Genomic DNA, 24,472 nt, shown 5'->3' on the forward strand with positions numbered 1-24,472 from the left:
ATAACTAAGTTGAAAGTGGAAAATATGTTGTAATAACAACTTCATCTCTATATAGCTATTTAGGGGATTTTTATTTTTGCACATGTTAAAATCTGAGCCTGATGGGTATGGAACATGCCCACAATGTATATTTTACTTCTTCTATTTTCATGAATATGTATAATTACATGAAATTTCAGTGAAAAAGAGAGTATACTTTCGTATTGTGTAATAAAGATAAAGTCTGCCTACGGAAATAGGCGGGCTTTTTTTACTTATAAAGAAAAGACAACCTTTAAGGTGTCTTCCTTCGATTTGAAACATTTTACTAAGTTAAGTTTTTGTGATAATAAACTCTTTTAATTGGAATGAACCTACGCAGTACATCACTTTATTTTTAAGCATCATTCTCAACAAAAGTGAATATTTTCATTATCCTTTTCACTACAAAGGGTAGTAATTTAGAAGCTAAAAATGCAAGTACGAAAGCAATTCCCCATGTTTTCATCCATGATTTGAGAAATAAAGCTGTATATCCAACATTCATTGAAACCATGACGAAAGAGATAATACTAGATATACCTAAAATCATAAAGATATTAAAAATTAATGGTTCGAATTTTTTATTGATTTTCAAAATTAACACCTATTTTCTATATATGCTTTGCTGCCCGATTTCACCAACATCTAATCTTACAGTTTGAAATCTAGGTTGTCCAGCTTGTTGTACTTTTCTGCAATAGGTATATAACTAAAGCGTAAATAAACGTCTTCATAATATATCATTAATATTTCTGCTTTGGATGATAAGGAGCAGAACTCGATAGGCTGTATGAAGAGAGAAAGAATCCCCTTAAAGGAGATCCTTTTTACATTATTAAAAGAAATCCTTCATCATTTTAGCATCTTTAATATTCATTATCACACCTTCTACCTTATCTTTCTTCTCATCTTTAGTGATTGTAATTTGTTCCTTATTATTAACCCACACAAGAAATTCTTCTTTTGAGTCATCTTTATATGTAACGGTAATAGTAGAATGTGCAGATTCTCTCTTTTTTTGATCTAAAGTGATTGTTTTAGGTGTTCCATTTTGAACTGCTGAAACGATAGATTTTATCATTTCTTCGTTATCTGTTTGAGATTTGGAAGTAGTATGATTTGTTGTTTTTAGTATTTCAATATCTGAAATATTTGCGGAGTTTAATTGAAAGGTATGTTGAGTGCGTTCTTGCTTAACTTGTGAAGCTTTATCTGTAGCCGAGGTGCTTGTACAACCTATTAAAGTGAAAGATAGAGCGGTTAGAGCGCATATAGATATGGTTTTTTTCATAGTATCCCTCCTTAAGTTTAATTATAACAATTTTCTTTTATTTTAGGTGGTTATTGTAAGAAGAAGATGTTTTAAAGTGGTAAATGATGTTGTTCATTTTCTATTAAAATTAAAATTCACATAACTTTTTTCATATTTTATGTTTAACATTTCGAAAATAGGTGTACTACATATAATATAACAAATAATTCATTTTAAAGGAGGAAGTTAAAGATGGAAACGAAGTATAGTAAACCTTTTGTATATGAATTTATTACGGAGAAAGAGGTCATGAATGCGGCGAATGATCTAGTGAAGAAAGGAATAGACCAAAAAGATATTTACGTGTTAACACATGAGAAAGAGAGGACAGATAGAATCGCAGATAATGCAGACGTGAACACGATTGGAATAAAAGAGGAGGGACTTGGGACAAGTATTATTAATGTCTTTCATAAAACGGGAGATCAGTTAAGAAATAAGATGCAAGAGTTAGGACTTAATGAGGAAGAAGCTAACTTTTATGAAGAAAAGCTGGATGAAGGAAAAATCTTGTTATTCGTTAAAGATTTAGAAAGAGTCGGTGAATGGTTACAAGAAAGAAGATGCATGTATTCTATTTAAATTTGTATCCTGTAAATCTATAAATCTATTACGAAAAGGAGATTGTAAATATGAGTGAGAACGGACTAAAAGAACAAATTACAGGTAAAGTTGAAAAGAAAAAAGGACAAGTAAAAGAAGGAATTGGTGAAGTTACAGAAGATAGAGAGTTGAAAAATGAAGGGAAGTGGGAAAAAACGAAGGGAACGATAAAAGAAAAAGTCGGAAAAGTGAAACAAAAGATAAGCGATGAATTGGATAATAAAGAATAATATATGTTCATCAAGCTTTGGTTACATACTAAAGCTTGATGAATCCAATATAAAACGAATATAGGAGGTTTAATTGTGGGACTTATTATTACGTGTATTGTAGGTGGACTTATTGGTGCGTTAGCTGGAATGATTACAGGAAAAGACTTTCCGTTAGGTATAGTTGGTAACGTGATTGCCGGATTAATCGGATCTTGGGTAGGTAGTGCGTTATTTGGTCATTGGGGTCCTGAATGGGGAGGCATCTTTATTCTTCCGGCGTTATTAGGTGCAATCGTCTTTATTTTAATCGTTACATTCTTTTCTAGAATGCTACGGAAAGCGTAAGTATGGTAATGAATAGTAATCTTGAGTTTATTATATATAACTATAAAGTGAATAAACTGATAAATATACATAAAAAAGCATCCAATTAAACTAATTTGGATGCTTTTTTAATGTAATCTACATAGAAATGAGTGGAGGATGAAGAACCCCCCACTCATTAAAATTACACTTTCTATTATGTATTAAGCCATCGTTACTTTTTTACAACTGCTTATTCTTACGACCTGCCGTGGCTCTATATGAGATAAGTCCTCGTTATTACCTATATCAACTACAATTGTATTCGTTAGTATGTTAATAATGGAACCAACTAATTTTGTAGCATGATCGTGTCGATAAGAAAATTGAACGAAATCTCCCTTTTTAAAGTTGTGCTCTTCCATAGATAGATCCCCCTAAAAATAATGTTTATACATTATACATACACAAATTTATAAAGTTTAAACATTTGGTAGTATTTTTTTAGTATTAAGCTGAGAAAGGTGTAGAAAATTTATTTATAATTAAAATGAAAAAATATGTTTAAAACTAATTTTTAAGGGTAATTAAATAGTAGTAGTTTGAGATAAGGGGGCGGAAATGATGAATTTGGAAATAAATATTTTGCAAAATGATGTAGGTTATACGGTACAACTTAATGGTGAAATTGATGCATATACAGCATCAGATTTGAAAAATAAGATCATGCCTATTGCAAGTGAAAAAGAGGTTCATATTGTAGTAGATTTTCATAACGTAGATTATATGGATAGTACAGGCTTAGGAGTTTTTATAGCTTTATTAAAAGCAGTTAAGAGAAATGATGGGAAGCTAGAGTTTACTGGTGTGTCTAAAAGGCTAAAAAGATTATTTGATATTACAGGGCTAACAGAAATATTAAATTTGAATTCGGATTTTGAAAAAGTAGAAAGAAGGTGACTAGGGATGATGGAGAGATTTGAAAAGATAGAAATGAAAATTCCTGCAAAAGCAGAATATGTGGCTATTATTCGTTTAACAATGGCTGGTGTTGCGAATCGAATGGGTTTTGCTTATGACGATATAGAAGATATGAAAATTGCTATTAGTGAAGCATGTACAAACATTGTACAACATGCATATAAAGAAGACGTTGGAGAAATTACAATTGTCTTTGGCCTATATGAAGATCGATTAGAAATTATGGCCGCGGATAATGGAGTTAGCTTTGATTTTAATAGCTTAAAAAGTAAAGTTGGTCCGTATGATATTAATAAACCAGTAGAGTATTTGCCAGAAAATGGTTTAGGTTTATATTTAATCAATACGTTAATGGATGATATACAAATTATGCATGATGAGGGCATGACAGTTTTAATGACAAAATATATACAAAGAGAGCAGGTGGAGAATGATGGAAATCCAATCTCAACCTACAAATCTTACTAAAGAAGACGTTATTAAACTAATTGCAGACTTCCAACAAAACCAATGTGATGAAGCACAGGAAAGATTGGTTAATCACTATAAAAATCTCGTATATTCCATTGCATATCGCTATTCAAAAGGTGGGCCGATGCATGAAGATATTATACAAGTAGGAATGTTAGGGCTCTTAGGTGCAATAAGAAGGTATGATTATTCGATAGGGAATGCTTTTGAGCCGTTTGCAATACCTACAATAGTAGGCGAAATAAAGAAATATTTACGTGATAAAACTTGGGGTATTCACGTTCCAAGGCGAATTAAAGATTTAGGCGGGAAGATTAAACTTGCGATAGAGGAGCTAACAGATCGTTTGCAGCGTTCACCCAAGATTATAGAGATTGCAGATCATTTAGGACTATCCGAAGAGGAAGTGCTAGAAATTATGGATGCGAAAAATAATTATCGCGTATCTTCCTTAGATGATGTAGTTGAAAATTCATCTGATGGCAGTTCGGTAGCGAGGATTGAATCTGTAGGTGAAGTAGAGCAAGGATATGAAGAGACAGAAAGGCGTCTCGTTTTAAAGGATATTTTTAACGTATTAAATGAGACAGAAAAGAGTGTTATTCATTATATATTTGGAGAAAATTTAAATCAAAAAGATACAGGGGAACGGTTAGGTATTTCACAAATGCACGTTTCTCGTATTAAAAGACAAGCGATAAGTAAATTGAAGCAAGCAGCATTTTTAGATACATAAAAATTTAAAATCATTATGTTTAAAACATGAGAAAAGGGGTAGTTATTAAGTATAGGAGGAGATATAAAAATGTCACACGATGTGAAAGAACTAATCGAAGGATTGAATGAAGATTTAGCAGGAGAATACTCAGCAATTATTATGTATAACCATAATGCAGCTACAGTTTCTGGTATATATAGACAAGTGTTAAAACCTTTCTTTGAATCTGAAATTAGTGATGAACAAGGACATGCCCTATATTTAGCAGAGAAAATTAAGACGTTAGGTGGTACACCTACTACGATCCCTTTACCAGTGAAACAAGTAGAAGATGTTAGAGAAATGTTAGAATCCGCTAGACAATCAGAATATGAAACAATTAAGCGTTATGAAACGAGAAAAGAACAGGCAGCGAAATTAAATATGACAGAATTAGTTGTAAAGCTAGAAGATATGATTGCAGATGAAACAAATCATATGGAAGAATTAGATCGTCTTTTAAATGATAAAGCAATGGTGTTAAATTAAAAGTAGAAATTTATAGAGTGAAAGAACAAATTCCTATTTCTAGGGGTTTGTTCTTTTGTTGTATAAAAAATATATATGAGTAGGAAATTTTCATTTTGTAACTGAGTATGTAATACTAGAAAAATAGAAAATGATAATAGATTTACATTTTAAATAAGAAAAGGGGAAATAACTTGTGTCCATTTTAATTGTTGATGATAATCCGGTTAACATATTTGTAATTGAGAAGATTTTAAAACAAGCCGGATATCATGATCTTGTATCGCTCAATTCTGCACAAGAGCTCTTCGAATACATACAGTTTGGAAAAGATTCTTCCAGGCATAATGAAATTGATTTAATACTATTAGATATTATGATGCCTGAAATTGATGGACTTGAAGTTTGTAGGCGATTACAAAAAGAGGAGAAGTTTAAAGATATTCCTATTATTTTTGTTACAGCTTTAGAGGATGCAAATAAATTGGCCGAAGCTCTTGATATGGGGGCAATGGATTATATTACCAAACCTATAAATAAAGTTGAACTATTAGCACGTATGCGTGTAGCGTTACGCTTGAAATCGGAATTAAATTGGCATAAAGAACAAGAAGAAAATCTTCGGAATGAATTAGATTTAGCTACGCAAGTACAAAGAAACTTATTAAGTAGCCCATTAAGAGAAGATCATATAAAAATTGAAGCAAGTTACTTACCTTCATTTAAACTAGCTGGAGATATGTATTATTGGTATAAAATCGATGAAAATCGCTACGGTATTATATTATTAGATGTGATGGGACATGGTGTATCTGCTGCATTAGTTTGTATGTTTATTTCGTCTGTATTACGTGAAACAATTAAATGTTTAATTGATCCAGAACTCGTTATTAAAGAATTAAATAAATATATGACTCTTTTACATAATGAAAATGATAATATTCCCTATTATTTTACGGCTATATACTTAGTTGTTAATACAGAAGATAGAACAGTTGAATATGTAAATGCAGGGCATCCTTCTGGATATGTTTTAGTTGATGAAACAAATGTAGTTGAACTAGATCGCGGGAGTTGTGCGGTAGGATTTTTTGATGAAATAAAAGTTAAAAAGACAGTTATACCTTTTGAGAAGAACGCTCAAATATTATTGTTTACAGATGGTGTTCTTGAAGCAATTGCAAATGATGAATTTGAGGCTGAAGAGAAATTACGTACTTTTACAGAAAGAAAATGGGGAGATTTAGAAGAAGAGATAGAAGGGTTTTACAAGGAAGAACAAAAGAAAGCGCAATCAGATGATATGTGTCTAATTATGATACAAACGAATGCGAAATAAAAAGCGTATGAAATCCAAACAGAGGATTTCATACGCTTTTATTGTATTTTTTGATAGATTTGTTCGTTCGGATTAAATTGGATATAATGCGGCATTATATCGGAAAAACGTAGAGTTTCTTTATTTCCTAAACATAGGAATCCATTGTGACCTAAGCTTTCATAAAATAGTTGTTGTACTTGGTTTTGAAGTTTACTCGTAAAGTAAATTAAAACGTTACGGCAAAGTATAATATGAAATTCGTTAAAAGATTGATCAGTTACTAAATTATGCTGCGCAAAAATAATGTTTTGTAAAAGTGACGGATTAAAATAAGCAAAGCGATTATCTGTTGAATAATAGTTAGAAAATGCTTGTGTACCGCCAGCTTGTAAATAATTTTTCGTATAAGTTTGCATTTTATTTAACGGAAGGATAGCTTGTTTTGCTTTTTCTAACACATTTGTATTCATATCTGTTGCATAAATAACAGCTTTTTCACTTAATCCTTCTTCGTGAAGTAAGATGGACATGGATAATACTTCTTCACCAGTTGCGCATCCAGCGTGCCAAATTCTAATTTCAGGATACTTTTTTAATTCAGGAATGACATGCTCTCTTAGCGCTTTAAAAAAGTTAGGGTTACGGAACATTTCAGTTACATTAATGGAGAAATCATTTAATAACTGTTCTAAAAACCCTTCCTCATGAATTACTTTTTCAATTAACTTTGAAATGGTTGGGATATTAGAGATCTGCATTCGATTACAAATTCTTCTATAAATAGATGTACGAGCATATTGGCGGAAATCGAAGCCAGATAGTTTAAATACCGCTTCTAATAGTAATTCAATTTCTAAGTTCGTACGCTTATCCATATCTACAGATGGATCAAAATTATAATACTTATTTTCCACTTAAACTAAACCTCACTTATTTTATTAACCATACACTCATTACCGAATAAAGTTGATGTAAATTTAATGGTTTACTTATATAATCTGAAGCACCAGCAGATAAACATTTCTCTTTATCATTTGGCATTGCTTTCGCAGTTAATGCGATAATAGGTATTTCATGTAACCCTAAGTTCATTCGGATATGTTCCATCGTTTCATAACCGTCCATATTCGGCATCATAATATCCATTAAAATAAGGTCAATATTTGTATTGTTTTTTAGTATGTCTAAACACTCTATACCATTTTGTGCAGTAATAATGTTGGCATGTTGTTTTTTTAATGCATTTTGTAATGCAAATATATTTCGGTGATCATCATCGACAATTAAAATAGTTTTCTCTTGGAAGACGTTATTTGTTTCTGGAGTCACGATAGTCTCTTCCGCAACTTCAGCAGGAATAACATCTTCTATCGTTGCTGCAACTTCTAAATTGGATAACTGTATATCATGTAATCCATTTGGAAGGTTAGGAATATATACAGTGAAAGTACTGCCTTCTCCTACATGACTCTCTAACGTAATCCAACCACCTAACAATCTAGCAAATTCTTTACAAATAGATAATCCTAAGCCTGTACCACCATATTTCCGAATCGTTGCGCCATCTGCCTGTTGAAAGGCTTCAAAAATAAGTTGATGCTGTTCTTTAGCGATACCGATACCAGTATCTTTTACCGAAATTTTCATCCAATCATTACTGATAGATTGCATATCAGGACTTAAATTAGTTGTTTCTATTGAATCGAAATGTAAAGAAACGGATCCTGTTTCCGTGAATTTAAATGCATTGGATAATAAGTTTTTAATAATTTGTTCAATCCGTTTTGCATCTGTATAAAATAAATCAGGAATTGTATCACTATCTTCAATCGTAAATTCGACATTTTTTTGTGCAGCTATATGTAAAAAGTTTTGATGCATACTTGCTGCCATGTCATTTATATTTGTTGCTTCAAAAATTACATCTAGTTTCCCAGCTTCTACTTTCGATAAATCTAGTATGTCATTAATTAAAGTAAGTAAATCTTTCCCTGATGAATGAATGACGGTTGCTAATTCAATTTCATCGTCGGATAAATGATTATCATGATTTTCTTTTAACATTTCAGATAATAGTAAAATACTATTTAACGGTGTGCGTAATTCATGTGACATATTTGCTAGAAATTCAGATTTGTATTTTGAGCTACGTAATAACTCACTTGCTTTTTCTTCTAATTCTGATTTAGTAATTTGTAAGTCAGCTGTCTTTTGCTCCGCCTCTTCCGTTCTAGACTCTAGTTGTTCATTCGTTGTTCGTAATTCTTCGGCTTGCATTTGTAGTTCTTCAGCTTGCGTTTGTAATTCTTCTGATTGAACTTGCAGCTCTTCTGTCATTGCTTGTGATTCATGTAAAAGAGTTTGAATTCGCATACGTCCCATAATACTATGGATTGTCAAACCTAAATTATCAACAGTTTGTTGAATTAAATCTTGATGCAAGTCTGAAATCTCAGTTACACTTACTAACTCCATTACTGCAATTACTTCATCCTCAAATAAGATAGGGATGACTAGTAGGTTTTTAGGGCGTATTTCTAATAATCCAGTAGTAACGTAACGGAATTCTTCAGGTATATCCCTGAGAATAAAACTTTTCTTTTCTAAAGCAGACTGTCCAATGAAACCTTCACCCATTTTAATAGACTGTTTTCCAACATCAGGACCTTGACCAGCGAAAGAAGCTTTCTTCACATAGTAGACAGTGTCTTCAATTTCTTCACGAACATAAAATGCACCGCAAGAAGTTTGCGTTTTTTGTATAACCCCACTAAGAATTTTGTTACCTAACATCTCAATAGAAGATACACCTTGATACATTAAAATTAATTCTGCAAGCTCGGTTTGCAACCACTCTCTTTTCGATATTTCGTCTAGTAAGTGGTTCGTTGTGTGAGCTAGATCTTTTATTTCATCACGTGTGTTTACATGAATTCTTTCCGTAATTTTTTCTTTAGAAGAAATGGATTTAATAGCTTGAATTACATTTTTAATCGTTTTTGTAATGGAATTCGAAATATAGAGTGAAATGATAATAGAAATACAAGAAAGTAAGAACAATAAACTGTATAACCAAATCTCTAATTTATTATTTTCAGTATCTAATTGTGCTGCTCTTTTTTTCGTTAATTGCTCCTCAGTGCTACGGAAGTTAGTTACCTGTGACTGTAAGGACTGAATTTGAGTCGTGTCGATTGTTTGTACATTATTACTATTATTATTTGTAATGAGTGGGTGAATCTCTTTATTAATCCAACTAGTAATGTTTTCGTTAATCTGTTTTAATTTTTCTTGCTGAGATGGGTTATCCTCTAATAATGAGAAAAGATCTTGATAATGTTTTTCGTAATCCTTTTCCGCAGCGTTAAGGGATTGAACGTAATTTGCATCATTAGAAGTGATAAATCCTTTCGTTTTATTTTCAATTGTGAGTAAATCTTTCTCCACTTGATTCGTTAAATTAAGAACTTTAAAATCGTGCTTAATAATAAAATTACGAGATTTTTGTAAACTGGAAATCTCATTGTTTAGCATAATGAAAGAAATAAGTAAGAACAAAATGATAACTAAATAACCAGCCATAATTTTGTAACGAATACTAAATTTTGCTTTCGATTTCATCAAAAATTCCTACCTTCAAGATTATTAAAAGTTTTCAATCGTAAAGAATGAAAACGTAATATATATTATATCAGTTTTCGTAAGGCCAAACTAGAAATCCCCCTATTGTATTAGGGGGTTCGTTTTTCATAGAGGAAATCATGTTGAAATATAAAACTATATATGAAAAGTAACAATCGAGGGAATAGGGGGATCATAAAACTTTTAAGCAGGAAAAAGTGTTCTTAAAGCTTTTTTTGCATCTATTCCTTCAAAGATAAATAATACAAGTTCTTTCTTTTTGACAGTAAGGAAAAAGGATACTAATGTGCTTAAGTTTTTAATAGAAGTAAGTGCTCCATGTTTACCTATAAATACATTCGTTTGAAATGTTGTCATTAAAGCATAAAAATGATGAATCTGCGTTATTGTAGGTGTTTCATTATAAGAAATAGTAGTAGATTGAATGACATTCATCGTAATATTCCTTTCCATATAGTAAGCATAACAATATAAACATACCCGTTTTAAAAAATGTTAAACATATAAATAAGAAAAATATAATTATAGTTTTTTTACGTTTAGAAAAGGTTAGGAAGGGTATACATATACTACAAAGAGATTAACTGAAGATGAATTGTAAGATGTCTATGTTTAGTAGATTAGTCTATCAAAATATACTTTTACTTTAAATAAAAAGGAGCCTGGTATACATGAATGAAATGATGATTAATATTACATTTGATTTAATTTACTTGTTAAGTAGTTCACTTGTAGTGCTTTTACTATTCGCTTTTTTCGTAAATGGTTATGTTAATAAGAAGATTAGTGTATACAGAAATGAAGAAAAATAAAGATACATTATATAAAACTTTAGGAGGTTAATAGTTATGAATGTAGATAGAAAAATAGTAGGTGTTTTTAGAACAATTGATGATGCGGCACTCGTTATTAATGAATTAAATGATAAAGGATACTCAGCAAATAACATTTCAGCTATTGCAAAGGATCAAAAGGAAATTGAACATCTGGAAGAAAAATCGGGTGAAAAAGTGAATAGCGAAACTGCACATAAAGCAGATATCTTTTCAGCGACAGGGCTTGTAGCTGGAGGAGTAGCAGGCGGACTCGGTGGTTTATTAACAGGTCTTGGTATACTTGCCGTTTCTGGAATGGGTCCAATCGTAGCAGCAGGACCAATCGCAGCAGCTATTGGAGGAGCCGGTATTGGCGGAGGAGCTGGAAGTTTAATAGGAGCATTTATAGGATTAGGAATTCCAGAAGAACATGCTAAAAAGTATGAAGAATACATTTACGATGGCAATATATTAATTTTAGTAGATGCAAAATTAGATGATAAGTTAGAAATCTATAAAATATTTGATAAGCATAATGCTTATAACTCTGATTTCTTTAAATAAAATGTAAACAAAGTAAATATTATTTTTGATCTTACAACTTTGGCGCGACCGAGGAGTCGTATGACTATAAGAGAGGAAGGGCTTATAGTAAAAGATCAAGTCCTATTATGATATTGAGCAGGGAAGAGGTGTCTATTCGTGATTGTAAAAATATTAAAGGATAGTAGTAATAGTTTCCTTTGTACAGTTCAAAATAAAAATGGAGATCAGTATGTGAAAAAATGGTTTAGTAAACATGAAAATAATAAAGAATTAGGGCGACCAACTTTTAAAGAAGTAGAAAAGGATTGGAAAGAAAATAGAGAATCGTTTATGTATCCCAATATTAAAGCGCTTTATTAAAATGAAACATAAAGCGCGTTTTATTATTACAAAATTGTCACACTCCTGTAAGGTAATTCAATAGATTAGTTACTTTTTCCATGTCATAATAAAGATATAAGAAAGCTAATCAAAAATTATAATTTATAGGAGAGTGTCAGTCATGATTGTAACAACAACGTCTGGAATTCAAGGTAAAGAAATTATTGAGTATATCGATATTGTAAATGGTGAAGCTATTATGGGTGCAAATATTGTCCGCGATTTATTCGCTTCTGTTCGTGATGTTGTCGGTGGTCGTGCTGGTTCGTATGAAAGCAAGCTAAAAGAAGCTCGTGATATCGCAATGGATGAAATGAAAGAACTTGCAAAACAAAAAGGTGCGAACGCTATCGTTGGTGTTGACGTAGATTACGAAGTTGTTCGTGATGGAATGTTAATGGTTGCTGTAAGTGGTACAGCTGTACGTATATAAGTAAATAAAAAACAGGCTCACCCCTTGAAGTTTATGCTTTGAGGGGGTTTTTTGTTTTTAAGTTATAGAAGTAAACTCCAGTTGTAAGGGCGAGATGAAAAAAGAAACAGTGATGCTACATATATGTAATGTGAGTGCAAACTTTATAATAAAGTTGTTATTTGAGATAATGGAAGAATTAGTGGTATAAATAACTTTATAGATAATAATCAAAATAGAGAAGACAGAATGTTCATGGATGGAATGGTTAAGGGGATTTTCCAATCTGTAATAAAAAACCGAGGTACCGAGAGCGGTTTACAGATGTCTACTACATAAAATTTATAATGGATTGGGGGCAATTTTTATGTTTTGGTTAGGAGGCTTTTTAGGATACATTGTAGGTTCTATTACTACATGTGCGCTACTTTACTTTGGTTATAGAGCCGAGAAGAACAAAAAAGCGGATATGCGAAAGAAAGAGGAGAGAAACATCAATAAAAAAGGTGTATAGGATGTGGAAGAAAAATTGATAACATTGATGCAAAAATAAAGGACAGTTACATATTTTATATGATCACTATGTACTGTCCCGCTTATTCCTTGTGGCTTAACAAAAATTTTTTGCTGTCTTGCTATAAAATTCATAGGCGAAAAATCCAAATAAATAGCCTATTCCGGATCCTAAACTAATTGAAAGTAGTAAAGAATCAGGAGAAAATATGCCGACAATAATACCGATCAAACACCCTAAAAGCATTGCCATTGGTATTAAACTGTCTAATAAAATTTGAGCCTCATTTGATTTTTTCTTACCCAAATTGCCGTGCTTATATTTATGTTCCAATCTTTTTATTACAAATACTACAATCCCCCCGACTAGTATAATAGGCCAAATTGCCGAAATTAGCCACATGTTAGAAGCTCCTTTCACCTTTCAATATAATTGTACCAAAAAATTGCAATTATAGACTGCTAAACGTACTATCTAGTCTATTTAAAAGGTAAATGCAAAAGACTTCTTCTTTTGCATTTAATAACTCGTCAAAAACACTTTCCGATACGATAAACTTAACTAAATCTATACAATTCAATCAAATTTACACAAGTTAGTGCTTCAAAGTGTTCTCGCAGCCCCAAAGGGACGAGGGGTATAACACTCCACACGAGGCAGTATCGTTACCTCCTATTATCAAGCATTTATTTTACCCATCTTGATAAATTTATCGTAGCATTTACATCCCTATCGTGATGGCTATTACATGAAACACAACACCACTCACGTATTTTTAAACTCCACTGTCCTTCTGGTTGAACTGAATGGTCGTATTTTACGCCGCAATATGAACAAATCTTGCTTGAAGCGAACCATTTATCAGCTTTTACATACGCAATGCCGTACTTCTCGCACTTGTATGACAAACATTGAAAGAAGAAGTTTAATTTTTGAAATGAAAATGCTTTCGATAGTTTTTTGTTTTTTAACAGGTTTGAAATAGATAAGTCTTCCACAACAATCCTGATTGGTTTGGTTTTCACCAATTTAGCTGTTGCTTGATGGATATGGTTAGTTCGGATATTCGTAATTTTCCTAGATAACCGCAGGTGCTCAGCTTTCGCTTTTTCATATCCGGCAGATTGAATTTTTGCACCTTTTTTAAATCTCCTAGACATATCTCTTTGTGCTGACTTTTTCCTTTTCAAAAGTTTTTAACCTTGGCATCTTTGTTTATATTTCGTTCTTTCATACCATTAGAAGCTACAAAAAGCTCTTTTAAACCAACATCCACACCAATCGACTCATTCGTTAGTTCTTGTAATTCAAAGTCTTCTTGGAACCCTACACTAATCCACCAGTGACGACCATCAAAGGTAACTCTTGGATTGGATGGTTTTTTATTTCTTGGTAGTTGTTGGCTTGTTTTCACTTCTCCAATAGACTGAATGTGAACTACTTTCTTTCCTATAATCAGTCTTTCATAATTAGCATAAAATCCTTGGATTACATCTTTTTTGGATTTATAAGAAGTGTGAGAACCATTTTTGTACTTTTTGAACGAATTTTTTCTCGCCGCATCAAAATCTCTTGAAGCCTGTTTAGGAACTTGTGCATTAATGTCTTTTAACCACTCATATTTCTTTTGCTTCTTGATCTTTGTAAATCGTTTCTGTAAAGCTAACTGTGAAACAGATTTTCCAAATAGCTTATAATATCTATCACTCATTCTTTTACAATAGTTATAAGCAAATCTTGCAGCACCAGCATGGTTTCTAAGCACTTTTTCTTGTTCAGGCGTTGGAATTAGTCTAACTTTCTTCGCCAATATCATCAGAATGTAACTCCTTTAATGAAAGATTTGTTCTTCTGAATCGTAGCGTGTTCCACCAGCATTCTCCTGAGACCACTCGGATGCAAACCTGTTAATTCCGATACTTGACTAACTCGTGAAAATTTCATTATTATTCTCACCTCATCGAACCAAACACAGCACGTACGTTCGATAAAATCAATAAAGTTTGATAGATTCAATAAAATTTATCTCGTTCAACTAAGGGCGCAACTCCTTAGCCAGTTCTCTTATGAACTTCTCATGTTTTCACATGAGCGCAGACTATATGTTTATCTACTTAGAGATAGAGGATTTTTCCACCACCATAGGCTTGTGATGTACTCTCGTCAGTTATACGAGATAGTCGTTGAACGTTCATCTTATCCATTTCGACTTAGATGATTCGAGGCGGAAGACCCATTGTTCTAGTGTTTAGGATTTAACCTTGCACGATCTGATTGATTTTTTCTGCTTTCGCGACATTCACGCTCACTATTTCTAGCCACGTTGTAGTTCAATCAGCTTTAGGGATTGCCCGCAGTTAACCCTCACTACTAGCCAATCACTTGACTAGCAGGGCTTACTGATATATTTAATTAACTTTCGTTATAATTGGTTAAATAAATCGTAACAGTTAGTTACCCTTTCGTTTTCTCAGCGGACTGCACAACATCAACTGCTGCTTTCACATCTGCTAAGTCATACGTAGAATGTACCGTCATAAAACACAATTGCTTATTTTCTACTAAGCGAATTAAGTGACGAAACGTTTCTTGCCATTTATATGGTGACACTTCTTTATTCCAATGTCGTAAATGAAATATGTTCGCGTGTACTTTGGCTTTCGTGACAATTTCTGCCCAGTTTACTTGTATTCCTGATAGAAGACCGATCGTTAAAAAGTGCCCGTTTGGACGTAAGGAGAAAGCTAATTCATTTCCAGCCGATCCCCCGATAGAATCAATTGCAGCATCCGCACCGAGCCCGTTTGTTAATTCCATAACAGTTTCATAAAGCGGGGCAGTGGAAGTATCAATTACATATGCAGCACCAAGGCGCAGTAATTCTTCTGTATGCTTATTATTTCTTGTAACAGCAATTAATCGGAAGTTTAAAATTTGTGATAACTGCGCAAATAGATGTCCAATAGCGGATCCACAAGCATTCACTAATAAAACGTCATTACTCTGTAAGTTTAACGTTTCTGTACAAGTAACCCACGCCGTAAGAGGGTTAATATACATTTGCGCCGCTGTAAAATCATCGATGGAATCAGGGATAGGGACTACAAAATCAGCTGACGTCTTCACATACTCCTGCCAAGTACCTTCTCCGCGTAACGGTAAAACACGTTTACCGATAAGGTCTCTCGTAACGCCCGCACCTACATCTTCTACAATACCAACACCTTCATAACCAGGTATGTTAGGTAAAGGAATTCTATGAGCGTACGCTCCGGTTATTGGAATTAAGTCAGATGGATTAATCGGTCTAACTAACATACGGACCAAAACTTCATTCTCTTTTAGTGGTTCTATATTTTTATATTCAACTTGTAATACATCTTTTGGGTTGCCAAACTTGTGAAATTGAATGTGTTTTCCGTGCACGATAAATGTTCCCCCTTGGTTTGATAGGATTAATTATAGCATTTTTGGTTGGAGTGATTATTTGGTTATCAAAAAATAAAAGGGAACAGAAATTCTTCGTTTATCTATTTGATAAAATCGGTTTCTTCTGAATACGTAGTAATATAAGAAAAAGACGCTCTTGTGAGCGTCTTTTTCTAACTTGAGATAGATGCATTATTATTGTTCTACTAGGTTACATAGTTCTCGTATAAAGTTTTCTCACACAAATGATCTGTATATCAATTTGCTTTTGATATACAGATCATTTGTATGATAATTATTATAGATAATTGCTGAATGATAACCTTACATGAATGCTTTTAAAAGTTCTTGAACTAATGGAATTACTCCACCTACAAATTTTAAAACTGCCATTGCGATTTCCATATGAGTGCCTCCTTTTTTAAGGGTAAGATACAATAAATCTTTATACGCTTATTATAGTGAGCGCTTACAATTATATCAATGCATTTCGATATGCAATATTTCATATTTGTATTCTGTAATGGGGATGGGAGAAAGCCCCACTAATTAAAGTTTCACTTTATCAAAATGTAAGCTGCATCTTGTATAATATAATGGTGGAGGTCGAATATGAAAAAAATGAATTCAAATATAGACGTGGATACAAATGTATTGGAAGCGGTATTTATTCCAAGAAGGTTTATTGTTTTATGGATTACACTCGTATATATAGCTTCAATGCTTTTAGAATTTCGTAATAATATTCTCTCAATGGATAGTTTCTTCTTCACAATAATTATTGTTATTCATACTATCTTTCATTGGTATGCAAGTTCATTAAAGAATAGACAATTGTTGTATTTCTTTTTTGTACAACTCTTCATTGTGTTTCTTGCTGCATTTATTGTACCAAATGGTTCAATAGCTATTTTTGTTGGATTAACCCCTATTTTAATTGCCCAAAGTTTATATGTTTATAACAATATATTTAAAGTAATGGCGGTTTTCACTCTCATGTATGCCATATTTTGTACTGCGATTAGTATGAATTATGGTGTGAATAAAGTAGCTATTCTTATCTCTATGTTCCTTTTAGTACTAGCAATTATTATTCCTTTTTCTTATATTAATAAGCAGCAATATGATGCACGTAATCGTATACAGAGCTACATTCAAGAGTTAGAGTCTGCATATATGAGAGTAGAAGAATTGACATTAGCTAATGAAAGGCAACGAATGGCAAGGGATTTACATGATACGTTAGCGCAAGGTGTAGCGAGCTTAATTATGCAATTGGAAGCAATAGAAGCCCATATGCAAAAAGGGAATACAGGGCGATCGCAAGAGATTATGAAACAAACTATGATAAGAGCGAGACAAACTTTACATGACGCAAGGCTGGTTATTGATGATTTGCGTCATACTACTAATTCATTTAATAAAGCTGTAGAGGAAGAAGTTCAACGTTTTTCTGAGGCTACGTCTATACATGTGAGATTTACTATTCAAAGTCCCCCGCATATTTCAAGATTAGTAAAGGAACATTGTTTATATGTAATTAGTGAATGTTTAACGAATATCGCAAAACATTCACAGGCAAAAGATGTAAATTTGAAAGTTGAATATAGTGATAACCTTGAAAAACTTACTATTGAAGTTGAAGATAATGGAATTGGTTTTGACACTGGATATATCGGTAAGAATCCTGGACATTACGGCTTAATTGGCTTAAATGAGCGAGTTCGATTGATTAATGGAGAAATACATATATTGAGTGAAAAGATGAAGGGTACGAAAGTGTGTATTCAAGTACCTATTAATAATGAAGGAGATAGCGATGAAGTATAACGTATTAATTGTGGATGATCATTTCGTTGTAAGGGAAGGTCTGAAATTAATAATAGAAACGAGTGATTCATTTCAAATTATAGGTGAGGCTGCAAACGGAGAAGAAGCCCTTTCTTTCATAGAAAAAAAGAAACCTGATGTTATTTTAATGGATTTAAATATGCCTAAAATGAGTGGTTTAGAAACAATTGAGGCTTTAAATAAAAAACAAAATCATACGCCGATTATTATATTAACAACTTATAACGAAGATGAATTAATGTTAAAGGGAATTGAGCTAGGAGCAAAAGGATATTTGCTAAAAGATACGGATCGTGAGAATTTGTTTCGAACATTGGAAGCGGCTATTCGAGGTGAGATTTTACTACAACCTAATATTATGGAAAAGATAGTGAATTATAAAAGGAAAGAAGTATATGCTGATAAGGTTGAAGAAAATAATTTAACAGAAAAAGAATTGTTTGTGTTGAAAGCTATTGCGCGTGGAAATAAGAATAAAGAAATTGCATTCGATATGGGAATAGCTGAACGAACAGTAAAAGCGTATTTAACAAATATATATAATAAATTAGGTGTTAATTCAAGGTCAGAAGCAGTAGCTGTATCTATTGAAAGGAAGTTAATTCATTTTTAAAACGTTATATATGCCCAATCGTACATTATAGGCTTGCCCTTTTGTACGATTTTTTTATTATTTTCTCATGTTATGCTTTAGAAAGTATGAGAGATTTAAGAACGCTCTAATTGCATTACACAGACGTTTTTAATGTGGGAAAGGAAGAATGGGGGAGTTAGCGTAGATGTTTCTACTTATTACTACATTTGATAGGTTTATTTGGCTGGGGAATGTTGCTTCGTCTTCAGAAAAGATTAACAGGAATCTAGCGTTTTCGAGGGCTGAAGAAAGTAATGCTAATTTGCGTAAAAAGAAATGTATAGGTTCAATTAATAATATGCATCAAAAAATAACGATAGCTTCTGTGGAATATGGTCATAATTTTGTGTTGGGTCGTGCAGAACCTCATTCAACAATTGTCATAACAAGTGGTGATATGTATGTTGGAAGCGGACGGGTTAATAAGTATGGGAAATTTAAAGTATGTACGAATGATTATCTAGAAAGAGATTTGGTAATAGAGATTCAGTTAATAATGGGTGGTTTTTATCAAGAGAGTATAACGGTAAAGATAGAACGTTAAGATAGAATTATTTCTTTTTTTCCACTATATAAAAAGGAAGCAACCGTAGTTGCTTCCTACATCAATTAAGCCGAAGCCTTCTTCATTCTCTCAAGTAAACTAGATAACACATGCGTACGATAAGATTCTAGTTTTTTACCTTCATAAGTACGGATACCTAATTTTTTAAGTTCTTTTACATACCAACCTTTGCTTCCGAAATACATGTGATCGCTCCCCTTCAACTTTGTTTTTATTTATCCTGATTGCATATGGAGGTACAGGAATTATAATGAAGGAAATGAATTTCGCACGAAAATGGTTAACTTTGTTGCAAAAGACATATATACTAAAGATAGTATACAACGAGGTGGACAAGACGTGATTATAGAGAAGCACGAAATTCAAATTGACCAAATTACGAGTGGTAAAGTGAATATCTTTACTTTCTATAGAAATAGAAAGCAAATTGATGATCATTTTTTACGATTACAAGAACCATCGCTTACAGCAAACTACTTCTTCCATTTTCATTTTGATGCAGAGAGCTTGCATCTATTGCAGAAAGAGTTTCCGAGCGTATATCCGTACGACGGTAGTGAAACGATTCACGACTGGACGGAAAAGATGAAAGCAGAATTGCAACATCAGATCCAAACAGGTAAATGGAATAAACGCGTACGTATCGGTAATCGCATTCTAGATGTGGTGTTTACGTGGTGTGACGAAGATATAGTAGAGTGAAAAAGAAGCGGATGACGCTTCTTTTTTTAGCGCTGGAATAAAACGAGCTTACCTGCAGAAGATGTGCAGCGATGTGTTTTCTCATACAATCCTTTTTCTTTTAAAATAGATTCACCTTTTGCTTTCGCTTCTTTTTCAGTTGCCGCCTCGAATGATTCGTCTAATGCTTTAGAACCATCTTTTTCAAAGACTGTTAGAACGTATACTCCCATGAAAATTCCCTCCAATAATAAAATCAGAATCTTATAACTATTTTGGCATAAATCACTAGAATATGCAAAGAAATATATGACATTGCGTGTTACAATAAGGTGAAACTTTTGAAACATAGAAAGGATCGTTATTTGTGAAACAAGTAAAGTTTATACATGCGGCTGATTTGCATTTGGATAGTCCATTTAAAGGGATGGAGATGAATGTACCGCAGTCTGTTTGGGAGAGAATGAAGCAGAGTACGTTTGAATCGTTCGAGCGTATTGTTGATAAAGCGATTCAAGAGCGCGTTGATTTCTTATTGCTAGCCGGGGATTTGTATGATGCGGAGACGAGAAGTTTGAGAGCGCAAGTGTTTGTGCGCGAGCAAATGAAGAGACTTTCGCAGTACGATATCCCTGTTTTTATTATTCACGGTAACCACGATCATTTAGGGGGAAGCTGGGCAGCAATTGAGTTTCCGGAAAATGTTCACGTGTTTACGGAGCCTTATGTAGAAGAGAAATCATTTTATAAAAATGGTGAGTTGTTAGCTTCTATTTACGGTTTTAGTTATTTGCAGCAAGCGGTAACGGATAATATGACAGCGCAGTATACGAAAATGAGTGATGCGCCTTTTCATATTGGTATGCTTCACGGAAGTGTGGAAGGGGATGCAGAGCATAATCGCTATGCGCCGTTTCAAATTCGTGAGCTGAAAGAAAAGCAGTTTGATTATTGGGCTCTTGGCCATATACATAAACGTGAAATTTTATCAGAAGAGCCGTATATTATTTATCCGGGGAATATACAAGGTCGTCATCGTAAGGAGACAGGGGAAAAGGGTGCGTACCTTATTGAACTTACAAAACAAGGAACGCAATGTTCATTTTTCCATACGGCGGATGTTGTGTGGGATGAGATAGAAGTGAATATTGATGGACTTGAAACTGTTGATGAACTGATGACGAGCGTATCGAGTGCGATGAATGAATGCCGAAGAGAAGAGGAAGGGACGCTACTTACTGTCGTATTTACAGGACAAGGGCCACTTTCTCCTTATTTACGTGATGAAAAGCGCGTAGAAGAGATTTTTCATATTTTAGCATCTGGTGAAGAGCGAAAAGATTTCGTATATACGATGAAGTGGAAAAATGAGACAGTCTCTTTTGCAGAAATCGAGCGTTTGAAAGAAGAAAATCATTTCGTCGGTAGTGTGCTGAAGGAGTTAGAAGCTTTCACCAATATGGACGGCGTGTTGCGCACGATTTGGACATCTCCTGTAGCACGTAATAGTATTGAATCTTTTACAGAGGAAGAGAAGAAAGAGATTCAAAAGGAAGCAGAAAATATTATTTTAGAACAATTATTCCAGCAAGAGAGGGATAAGAAATGAGAATTGAAAAACTCCATATTTATGGGTACGGAAAATTAGAAAATGTGGAAATGGATCTGTCAATGCTGACAGTGTTATATGGTGAAAATGAAGCGGGGAAATCAACAATTCGCTCATTTATGAAAAGTATTTTATTCGGTTTTCCGACGAGAGGACAGCGCCGTTATGAGCCGAAAGAAGGCGGCAAGTATGGCGGTGCGATGACTGTGCAAACAGAGAAGTACGGCCGTTTGAAAATTGAACGATTGCCAAAGATGGCAGCTGGCGAGGTGACCGTTTATTTTGAAGACGGGAAAACGGGCGGCGAGGAAATTTTACACGATATATTAAGCGGGATGAATGAAAGTTTATTTGAATCTGTCTTTTCATTTGATATGCATGGCCTTCAAAACATTCATCAGCTTGGTGAAGCGGATATTGGCAATTATTTATTTTCGGCAAGTGCAGTCGGGAGTGATGCGCTATTGCAGTTAGATAAAAAGCTAGAAAAAGAAATGGACCAGCGCTTTAAGCCGAGTGGTCGTAAACCAGAAATTAACGTGTCATTGCAAGAGATGAAGAAACTTGAAGAGAAGATGAAAGAGTGGCAAGGGAAAATTGGCACGTATGAAAAGCAAGTGGAGCAGTTAAAAGAAAGTGAAGAGAAGCTTGCTTCTGTTCGCGGGGAAAAAGAGAGTGCAGAAAAACGAAAGCAAGATTATGAAATATTAGCAGCGCTTGAGCCACTCGTTATTGAAAAGCGTGCGCATGAGAAAGTGTTAGAGAACGAGAGCGGGCAGTTTCCTGTAAACGGAATGGCGCGTTATGAAGCAATTAAGGCGAAGATGGAGCCGCTTCAATTACAAGTGGACTCACTTCATAAAAAAATTGAGAATGTGCAATCTGAAATGGAATCGATTCAAATAGATGAAGAGTTTTTGCAAAAAGAAAGTTATGTAGAAGAACTTCGAATGCAGCATATGTCTTACGAAAATGCACGCCAAGAAATGCGTGATCTGACAGGAAGTATTACGAATATAAAAGAAGAAATCGCAGAACTGGAACAACAAATTGGTGCTACTTTTGAAAAGGAAACAGTTCTTTCATTTGATATGAGTTTGGCAACGAAAGAGTTAATTACGCAAACAGTGCAAAAGGCGCGCGAATTAGAAACGCAAAAAGCACAGCTCGATGATCGTTTTAAAGTAGCGCAAGAGCAATTAGAAGAACAAGAAGAAAATATAAGGCAGATTAAGAAACAAATGTTAGTGGATGAAGAGAGAAATGTGTTAGTTGAGAAAGAGAAATCGTTCCAAGATGCGGCGTTTATCGGTATAGGCGCAGAGAGAATGAAGCGCAAGTATGAGGAAAAAGCAGGAACAGCTAAGCAAAAGAAAAAGCAGTGGCAAAGAGTTTGTCTTCTATTACTTCTTATTAACACAGGCGTTTTATTCACAAGCTTATTTATAGATAACCGAGCGCTCTTATTTATTAGTGTCATTGTTTTTGTAGGGATTGTTCTCGCCCTTGTTTTATATAAAGATCCATCAAGTGGATTACAAGAAGAGCTCCTTACACTTCAGCAAAGTGCTGGCGGGAGACAAAGTGAAGAAGCGATGTCTGTGCGCTATGAGTTAGAAAAAGATGAAGAGATACGTAAACTATTTGAGCGTGAGTCATATAAGTTACAGCAAATGGAACGAGCGTATGATAAAGTCGTTTCATCGTATGAGGAATGGGAGAGAGAAACGTTCCAGGCGGGAGAACAAGTCGATGCATATAAAACGCGCTATATGTTTCCTGAATTTTATACGTATGCACACATATTGCCGGCGTTTGAGCGTATGGAAAAAATGCAGCAATTATATCGTGATTTAGAGAAGAAAAGTGAGCGCAAATCTTCATTATTTGAAATGATTTCGCAATTTGAACATAAACTAGAAACTGTTATCGGTAGTGCGGAGTATAGTAAGCTACACGAGGCACAAAGCCGTATGCAAAATGAGAAAGAGAAGCGCCAAACTTGTAAGCAGTTAAAAGAAAAACTGGCGGAATGGCAAGAAGAATATGAGTTTATGCAAGAACGATTGAAACATCTGTTAGTAGAACGAGATGGTTTATGGCATATTGCAGAGGCTACAGATGAAGAGATGTTTTTAGAAGTAGGTAAACTAGCGGAAAAACGTGAAGATGCTGAGAAACAAGTGGGGCGTTTATTACCGCAAATTGATCTGTTGGAACAGCGTTTAACGAACTTATCATTAGCTGAACATTATGAAGCTGACGGTTATGAAGAGAAATTAAAGAGAGAAATGACAGTCGTGCAGAACTGTCTTACGGAAGAGAAAGAACTGACAGAGCGTATTGCGAAACATCGTATGGAAATTGCGAATTTAGAAGAAGGTAGTACATACGGCGATTTAATGCATGAATGGGAAATGAAAAAAGCGCAAGTGCGTGAACAAGTGAAGAAGTGGGCTGCTTATGCGGCCGCAAAAACGGTGTTAACGAAAACGAAGCAATATTATCACGAAGTACATCTTCCTCGTATTTTACAAAAATCAGAAGAGTATTTCGTCTATTTAACAGGCGGACGATATAGTAAAATCTTTTCACCGTCAGAGGCAGAACCGTTTATCGTTGAACGTAACGATGGTATGCGTTTTTACAGTCATGAACTAAGCCAAGCGACAGCGGAGCAGTTATATTTATCGCTGAGATTTGCACTCGCGAAAACATTCGAACATGATTATCCATTTATTATTGATGATAGTTTCGTGCATTTTGATGCGGTAAGGACGAATCGAACGATTGAACTTATAAAGGAAATTGCAAAGGATAGACAAGTCATATTCTTTACATGTCATGCGCATTTACTCGCGTATTTTACAGAAAAACAGATTATAAAATTAACACATATGCGTAAAGAAAATGAGTTGTAGTGTGCTATACTAAAAGTAACTGA

30 protein-coding genes and 2 pseudogenes are annotated in these 24,472 nt (G+C 33.8%); 19 read left to right on the forward strand and 13 right to left on the reverse strand.

Annotated elements, in window-relative coordinates:
* Positions 1-376: 376 nt before the first annotated feature.
* Positions 377-616 (reverse strand): DUF2798 domain-containing protein, encoded by a 240-nt coding sequence (locus ACTFRH_RS01515; RefSeq protein WP_000700225.1) that lies wholly within the window; start codon positions 614-616, stop codon positions 377-379.
* Between the two features lie 240 nt (positions 617-856).
* Complete coding sequence (locus ACTFRH_RS01520) at positions 857-1,312, reverse strand: hypothetical protein (RefSeq protein WP_440048797.1); 456 nt, start codon at positions 1,310-1,312, stop codon at positions 857-859.
* Between the two features lie 213 nt (positions 1,313-1,525).
* Here ACTFRH_RS01520 and ACTFRH_RS01525 point away from each other — a divergent pair, with 213 nt between their 5' ends.
* The 3 genes from ACTFRH_RS01525 to ACTFRH_RS01535 all read left to right on the forward strand — a co-directional run bounded on the left by ACTFRH_RS01525 (position 1,526) and on the right by ACTFRH_RS01535 (position 2,493).
* The gene (locus ACTFRH_RS01525) at positions 1,526-1,915 is read left to right on the forward strand and encodes a general stress protein (RefSeq protein WP_000448805.1); all 390 of its coding nucleotides are present in this window, start codon (positions 1,526-1,528) and stop codon (positions 1,913-1,915) included.
* Positions 1,916-1,965: 50 nt separating this feature from the next.
* Positions 1,966-2,166: a CsbD family protein gene (locus ACTFRH_RS01530; protein ID WP_001293464.1), complete on the forward strand. Its 201-nt coding sequence runs from the start codon at positions 1,966-1,968 to the stop codon at positions 2,164-2,166.
* A 75-nt stretch (positions 2,167-2,241) separates the two neighbouring features.
* Complete coding sequence (locus tag ACTFRH_RS01535) at positions 2,242-2,493, forward strand: GlsB/YeaQ/YmgE family stress response membrane protein (RefSeq protein WP_000522902.1); 252 nt, start codon at positions 2,242-2,244, stop codon at positions 2,491-2,493.
* A 182-nt stretch (positions 2,494-2,675) separates the two neighbouring features.
* On the opposite strand, the gene ACTFRH_RS01540 is transcribed toward ACTFRH_RS01535, so the two are convergent.
* Complete coding sequence (locus ACTFRH_RS01540; protein WP_000390998.1) at positions 2,676-2,876, reverse strand: hypothetical protein; 201 nt, start codon at positions 2,874-2,876, stop codon at positions 2,676-2,678.
* A gap of 196 nt (positions 2,877-3,072) precedes the next feature.
* On the opposite strand from ACTFRH_RS01540, the gene rsbV reads away from it, so the two are divergent.
* The 5 genes from rsbV to ACTFRH_RS01565 all read left to right on the forward strand — a co-directional run bounded on the left by rsbV (position 3,073) and on the right by ACTFRH_RS01565 (position 6,467).
* Positions 3,073-3,411: an anti sigma b factor antagonist RsbV gene (gene rsbV, locus ACTFRH_RS01545; RefSeq protein WP_003300267.1), complete on the forward strand. Its 339-nt coding sequence runs from the start codon at positions 3,073-3,075 to the stop codon at positions 3,409-3,411.
* Between the two features lie 6 nt (positions 3,412-3,417).
* A complete protein-coding gene (gene rsbW, locus ACTFRH_RS01550; protein ID WP_002163876.1) occupies positions 3,418-3,900 on the forward strand; it encodes an anti-sigma B factor RsbW in 483 nt (160 codons plus the stop codon).
* Positions 3,863-4,639 (forward strand): RNA polymerase sigma factor SigB, encoded by a 777-nt coding sequence (gene sigB, locus ACTFRH_RS01555; RefSeq protein WP_016117354.1) that lies wholly within the window; start codon positions 3,863-3,865, stop codon positions 4,637-4,639. The genes rsbW and sigB overlap by 38 nt, the downstream gene beginning before the upstream one ends.
* Before the next feature lie 69 nt (positions 4,640-4,708).
* Entirely contained in the window at positions 4,709-5,149 is a 441-nt protein-coding gene (locus ACTFRH_RS01560) for a ferritin-like domain-containing protein (protein ID WP_000017755.1), read from the forward strand.
* A gap of 175 nt (positions 5,150-5,324) precedes the next feature.
* A complete protein-coding gene (locus ACTFRH_RS01565; RefSeq protein WP_000025515.1) occupies positions 5,325-6,467 on the forward strand; it encodes a fused response regulator/phosphatase in 1,143 nt (380 codons plus the stop codon).
* Positions 6,468-6,505: 38 nt separating this feature from the next.
* On the opposite strand, the gene ACTFRH_RS01570 is transcribed toward ACTFRH_RS01565, so the two are convergent.
* The 3 genes from ACTFRH_RS01570 to ACTFRH_RS01580 form a co-directional block, all read right to left on the reverse strand.
* Entirely contained in the window at positions 6,506-7,363 is an 858-nt protein-coding gene (locus ACTFRH_RS01570) for a CheR family methyltransferase (protein WP_000429029.1), read from the reverse strand.
* A gap of 16 nt (positions 7,364-7,379) precedes the next feature.
* Entirely contained in the window at positions 7,380-10,070 is a 2,691-nt protein-coding gene (locus ACTFRH_RS01575) for an ATP-binding protein (RefSeq protein ID WP_440048796.1), read from the reverse strand.
* A 204-nt stretch (positions 10,071-10,274) separates the two neighbouring features.
* Positions 10,275-10,526, reverse strand: coding sequence for a hypothetical protein (locus tag ACTFRH_RS01580; RefSeq protein WP_001100943.1), 252 nt, complete (start codon positions 10,524-10,526; stop codon positions 10,275-10,277).
* Positions 10,527-10,762: 236 nt separating this feature from the next.
* Between ACTFRH_RS01580 and ACTFRH_RS01585 the strand changes: the two genes are divergently transcribed.
* The 5 genes from ACTFRH_RS01585 to ACTFRH_RS01605 all read left to right on the forward strand — a co-directional run bounded on the left by ACTFRH_RS01585 (position 10,763) and on the right by ACTFRH_RS01605 (position 12,759).
* Positions 10,763-10,903 (forward strand): hypothetical protein, encoded by a 141-nt coding sequence (locus ACTFRH_RS01585; RefSeq protein ID WP_001004571.1) that lies wholly within the window; start codon positions 10,763-10,765, stop codon positions 10,901-10,903.
* 36 nt (positions 10,904-10,939) lie between these two features.
* Positions 10,940-11,470: a general stress protein gene (locus ACTFRH_RS01590; protein WP_001100093.1), complete on the forward strand. Its 531-nt coding sequence runs from the start codon at positions 10,940-10,942 to the stop codon at positions 11,468-11,470.
* A 138-nt stretch (positions 11,471-11,608) separates the two neighbouring features.
* Positions 11,609-11,812, forward strand: a complete 204-nt coding sequence (locus ACTFRH_RS01595; protein WP_000635853.1) for a DUF4028 family protein — start codon at positions 11,609-11,611, stop codon at positions 11,810-11,812.
* A gap of 142 nt (positions 11,813-11,954) precedes the next feature.
* Positions 11,955-12,266, forward strand: a complete 312-nt coding sequence (locus ACTFRH_RS01600) for a YbjQ family protein (RefSeq protein WP_000637511.1) — start codon at positions 11,955-11,957, stop codon at positions 12,264-12,266.
* A gap of 346 nt (positions 12,267-12,612) precedes the next feature.
* On the forward strand, positions 12,613-12,759 hold the full coding sequence (locus ACTFRH_RS01605) for a hypothetical protein (RefSeq protein WP_000498642.1): 147 nt from the start codon (positions 12,613-12,615) through the stop codon (positions 12,757-12,759).
* Between the two features lie 96 nt (positions 12,760-12,855).
* Here ACTFRH_RS01605 and ACTFRH_RS01610 read toward each other — a convergent pair whose 3' ends face one another.
* From ACTFRH_RS01610 to ACTFRH_RS01630, 5 genes and pseudogenes are all read right to left on the reverse strand, one after another.
* Entirely contained in the window at positions 12,856-13,161 is a 306-nt protein-coding gene (locus ACTFRH_RS01610) for a hypothetical protein (protein ID WP_000266257.1), read from the reverse strand.
* A gap of 284 nt (positions 13,162-13,445) precedes the next feature.
* Positions 13,446-14,575: pseudogene (locus ACTFRH_RS01615) on the reverse strand (RNA-guided endonuclease InsQ/TnpB family protein).
* Entirely contained in the window at positions 14,575-14,703 is a 129-nt protein-coding gene (locus ACTFRH_RS01620; protein WP_000672782.1) for a hypothetical protein, read from the reverse strand. The pseudogene ACTFRH_RS01615 and the gene ACTFRH_RS01620 overlap by 1 nt, the downstream one beginning before the upstream one ends.
* Positions 14,704-15,213: 510 nt before the next feature.
* On the reverse strand, positions 15,214-16,185 hold the full coding sequence (locus tag ACTFRH_RS01625) for a zinc-dependent alcohol dehydrogenase family protein (protein WP_000546057.1): 972 nt from the start codon (positions 16,183-16,185) through the stop codon (positions 15,214-15,216).
* 327 nt (positions 16,186-16,512) lie between these two features.
* A pseudogene (locus ACTFRH_RS01630) lies at positions 16,513-16,697 on the reverse strand (hypothetical protein).
* A 103-nt stretch (positions 16,698-16,800) separates the two neighbouring features.
* On the opposite strand from ACTFRH_RS01630, the gene ACTFRH_RS01635 reads away from it, so the two are divergent.
* The 3 genes from ACTFRH_RS01635 to ACTFRH_RS01645 all read left to right on the forward strand — a co-directional run bounded on the left by ACTFRH_RS01635 (position 16,801) and on the right by ACTFRH_RS01645 (position 19,217).
* Positions 16,801-18,018: a sensor histidine kinase gene (locus ACTFRH_RS01635; protein WP_000738695.1), complete on the forward strand. Its 1,218-nt coding sequence runs from the start codon at positions 16,801-16,803 to the stop codon at positions 18,016-18,018.
* The gene (locus ACTFRH_RS01640) at positions 18,008-18,652 is read left to right on the forward strand and encodes a response regulator (protein WP_000876838.1); all 645 of its coding nucleotides are present in this window, start codon (positions 18,008-18,010) and stop codon (positions 18,650-18,652) included. Before ACTFRH_RS01635 ends, ACTFRH_RS01640 begins: the two co-directional genes overlap by 11 nt.
* 166 nt (positions 18,653-18,818) lie before the next feature.
* A complete protein-coding gene (locus ACTFRH_RS01645; protein WP_000479289.1) occupies positions 18,819-19,217 on the forward strand; it encodes a hypothetical protein in 399 nt (132 codons plus the stop codon).
* Between the two features lie 65 nt (positions 19,218-19,282).
* On the opposite strand, the gene ACTFRH_RS01650 is transcribed toward ACTFRH_RS01645, so the two are convergent.
* Positions 19,283-19,423: a YflJ family protein gene (locus ACTFRH_RS01650; RefSeq protein WP_000273536.1), complete on the reverse strand. Its 141-nt coding sequence runs from the start codon at positions 19,421-19,423 to the stop codon at positions 19,283-19,285.
* Between the two features lie 154 nt (positions 19,424-19,577).
* On the opposite strand from ACTFRH_RS01650, the gene ACTFRH_RS01655 reads away from it, so the two are divergent.
* Complete coding sequence (locus ACTFRH_RS01655; RefSeq protein WP_000582785.1) at positions 19,578-19,940, forward strand: hypothetical protein; 363 nt, start codon at positions 19,578-19,580, stop codon at positions 19,938-19,940.
* A gap of 26 nt (positions 19,941-19,966) precedes the next feature.
* Here the strand turns inward: ACTFRH_RS01655 and ACTFRH_RS01660 are convergent, their stop codons facing one another.
* Positions 19,967-20,152: a YhzD family protein gene (locus ACTFRH_RS01660; RefSeq protein WP_000539547.1), complete on the reverse strand. Its 186-nt coding sequence runs from the start codon at positions 20,150-20,152 to the stop codon at positions 19,967-19,969.
* 134 nt (positions 20,153-20,286) lie between these two features.
* On the opposite strand from ACTFRH_RS01660, the gene ACTFRH_RS01665 reads away from it, so the two are divergent.
* Positions 20,287-21,528 carry a metallophosphoesterase family protein gene (locus ACTFRH_RS01665; protein WP_000815719.1) on the forward strand — a complete coding sequence of 414 codons (1,242 nt, stop codon included), beginning with the start codon at positions 20,287-20,289 and terminating at the stop codon, positions 21,526-21,528.
* Entirely contained in the window at positions 21,525-24,449 is a 2,925-nt protein-coding gene (locus ACTFRH_RS01670) for an ATP-binding protein (RefSeq protein ID WP_001217627.1), read from the forward strand. Before ACTFRH_RS01665 ends, ACTFRH_RS01670 begins: the two co-directional genes overlap by 4 nt.
* Positions 24,450-24,472 lie beyond the last annotated feature (23 nt).

The organism is Bacillus cereus group sp. MYBK216-1 (assembly GCF_051916495.1).
GTDB classification, from domain to species: Bacteria; Bacillota; Bacilli; order Bacillales; family Bacillaceae_G; genus Bacillus_A; species Bacillus_A thuringiensis_K.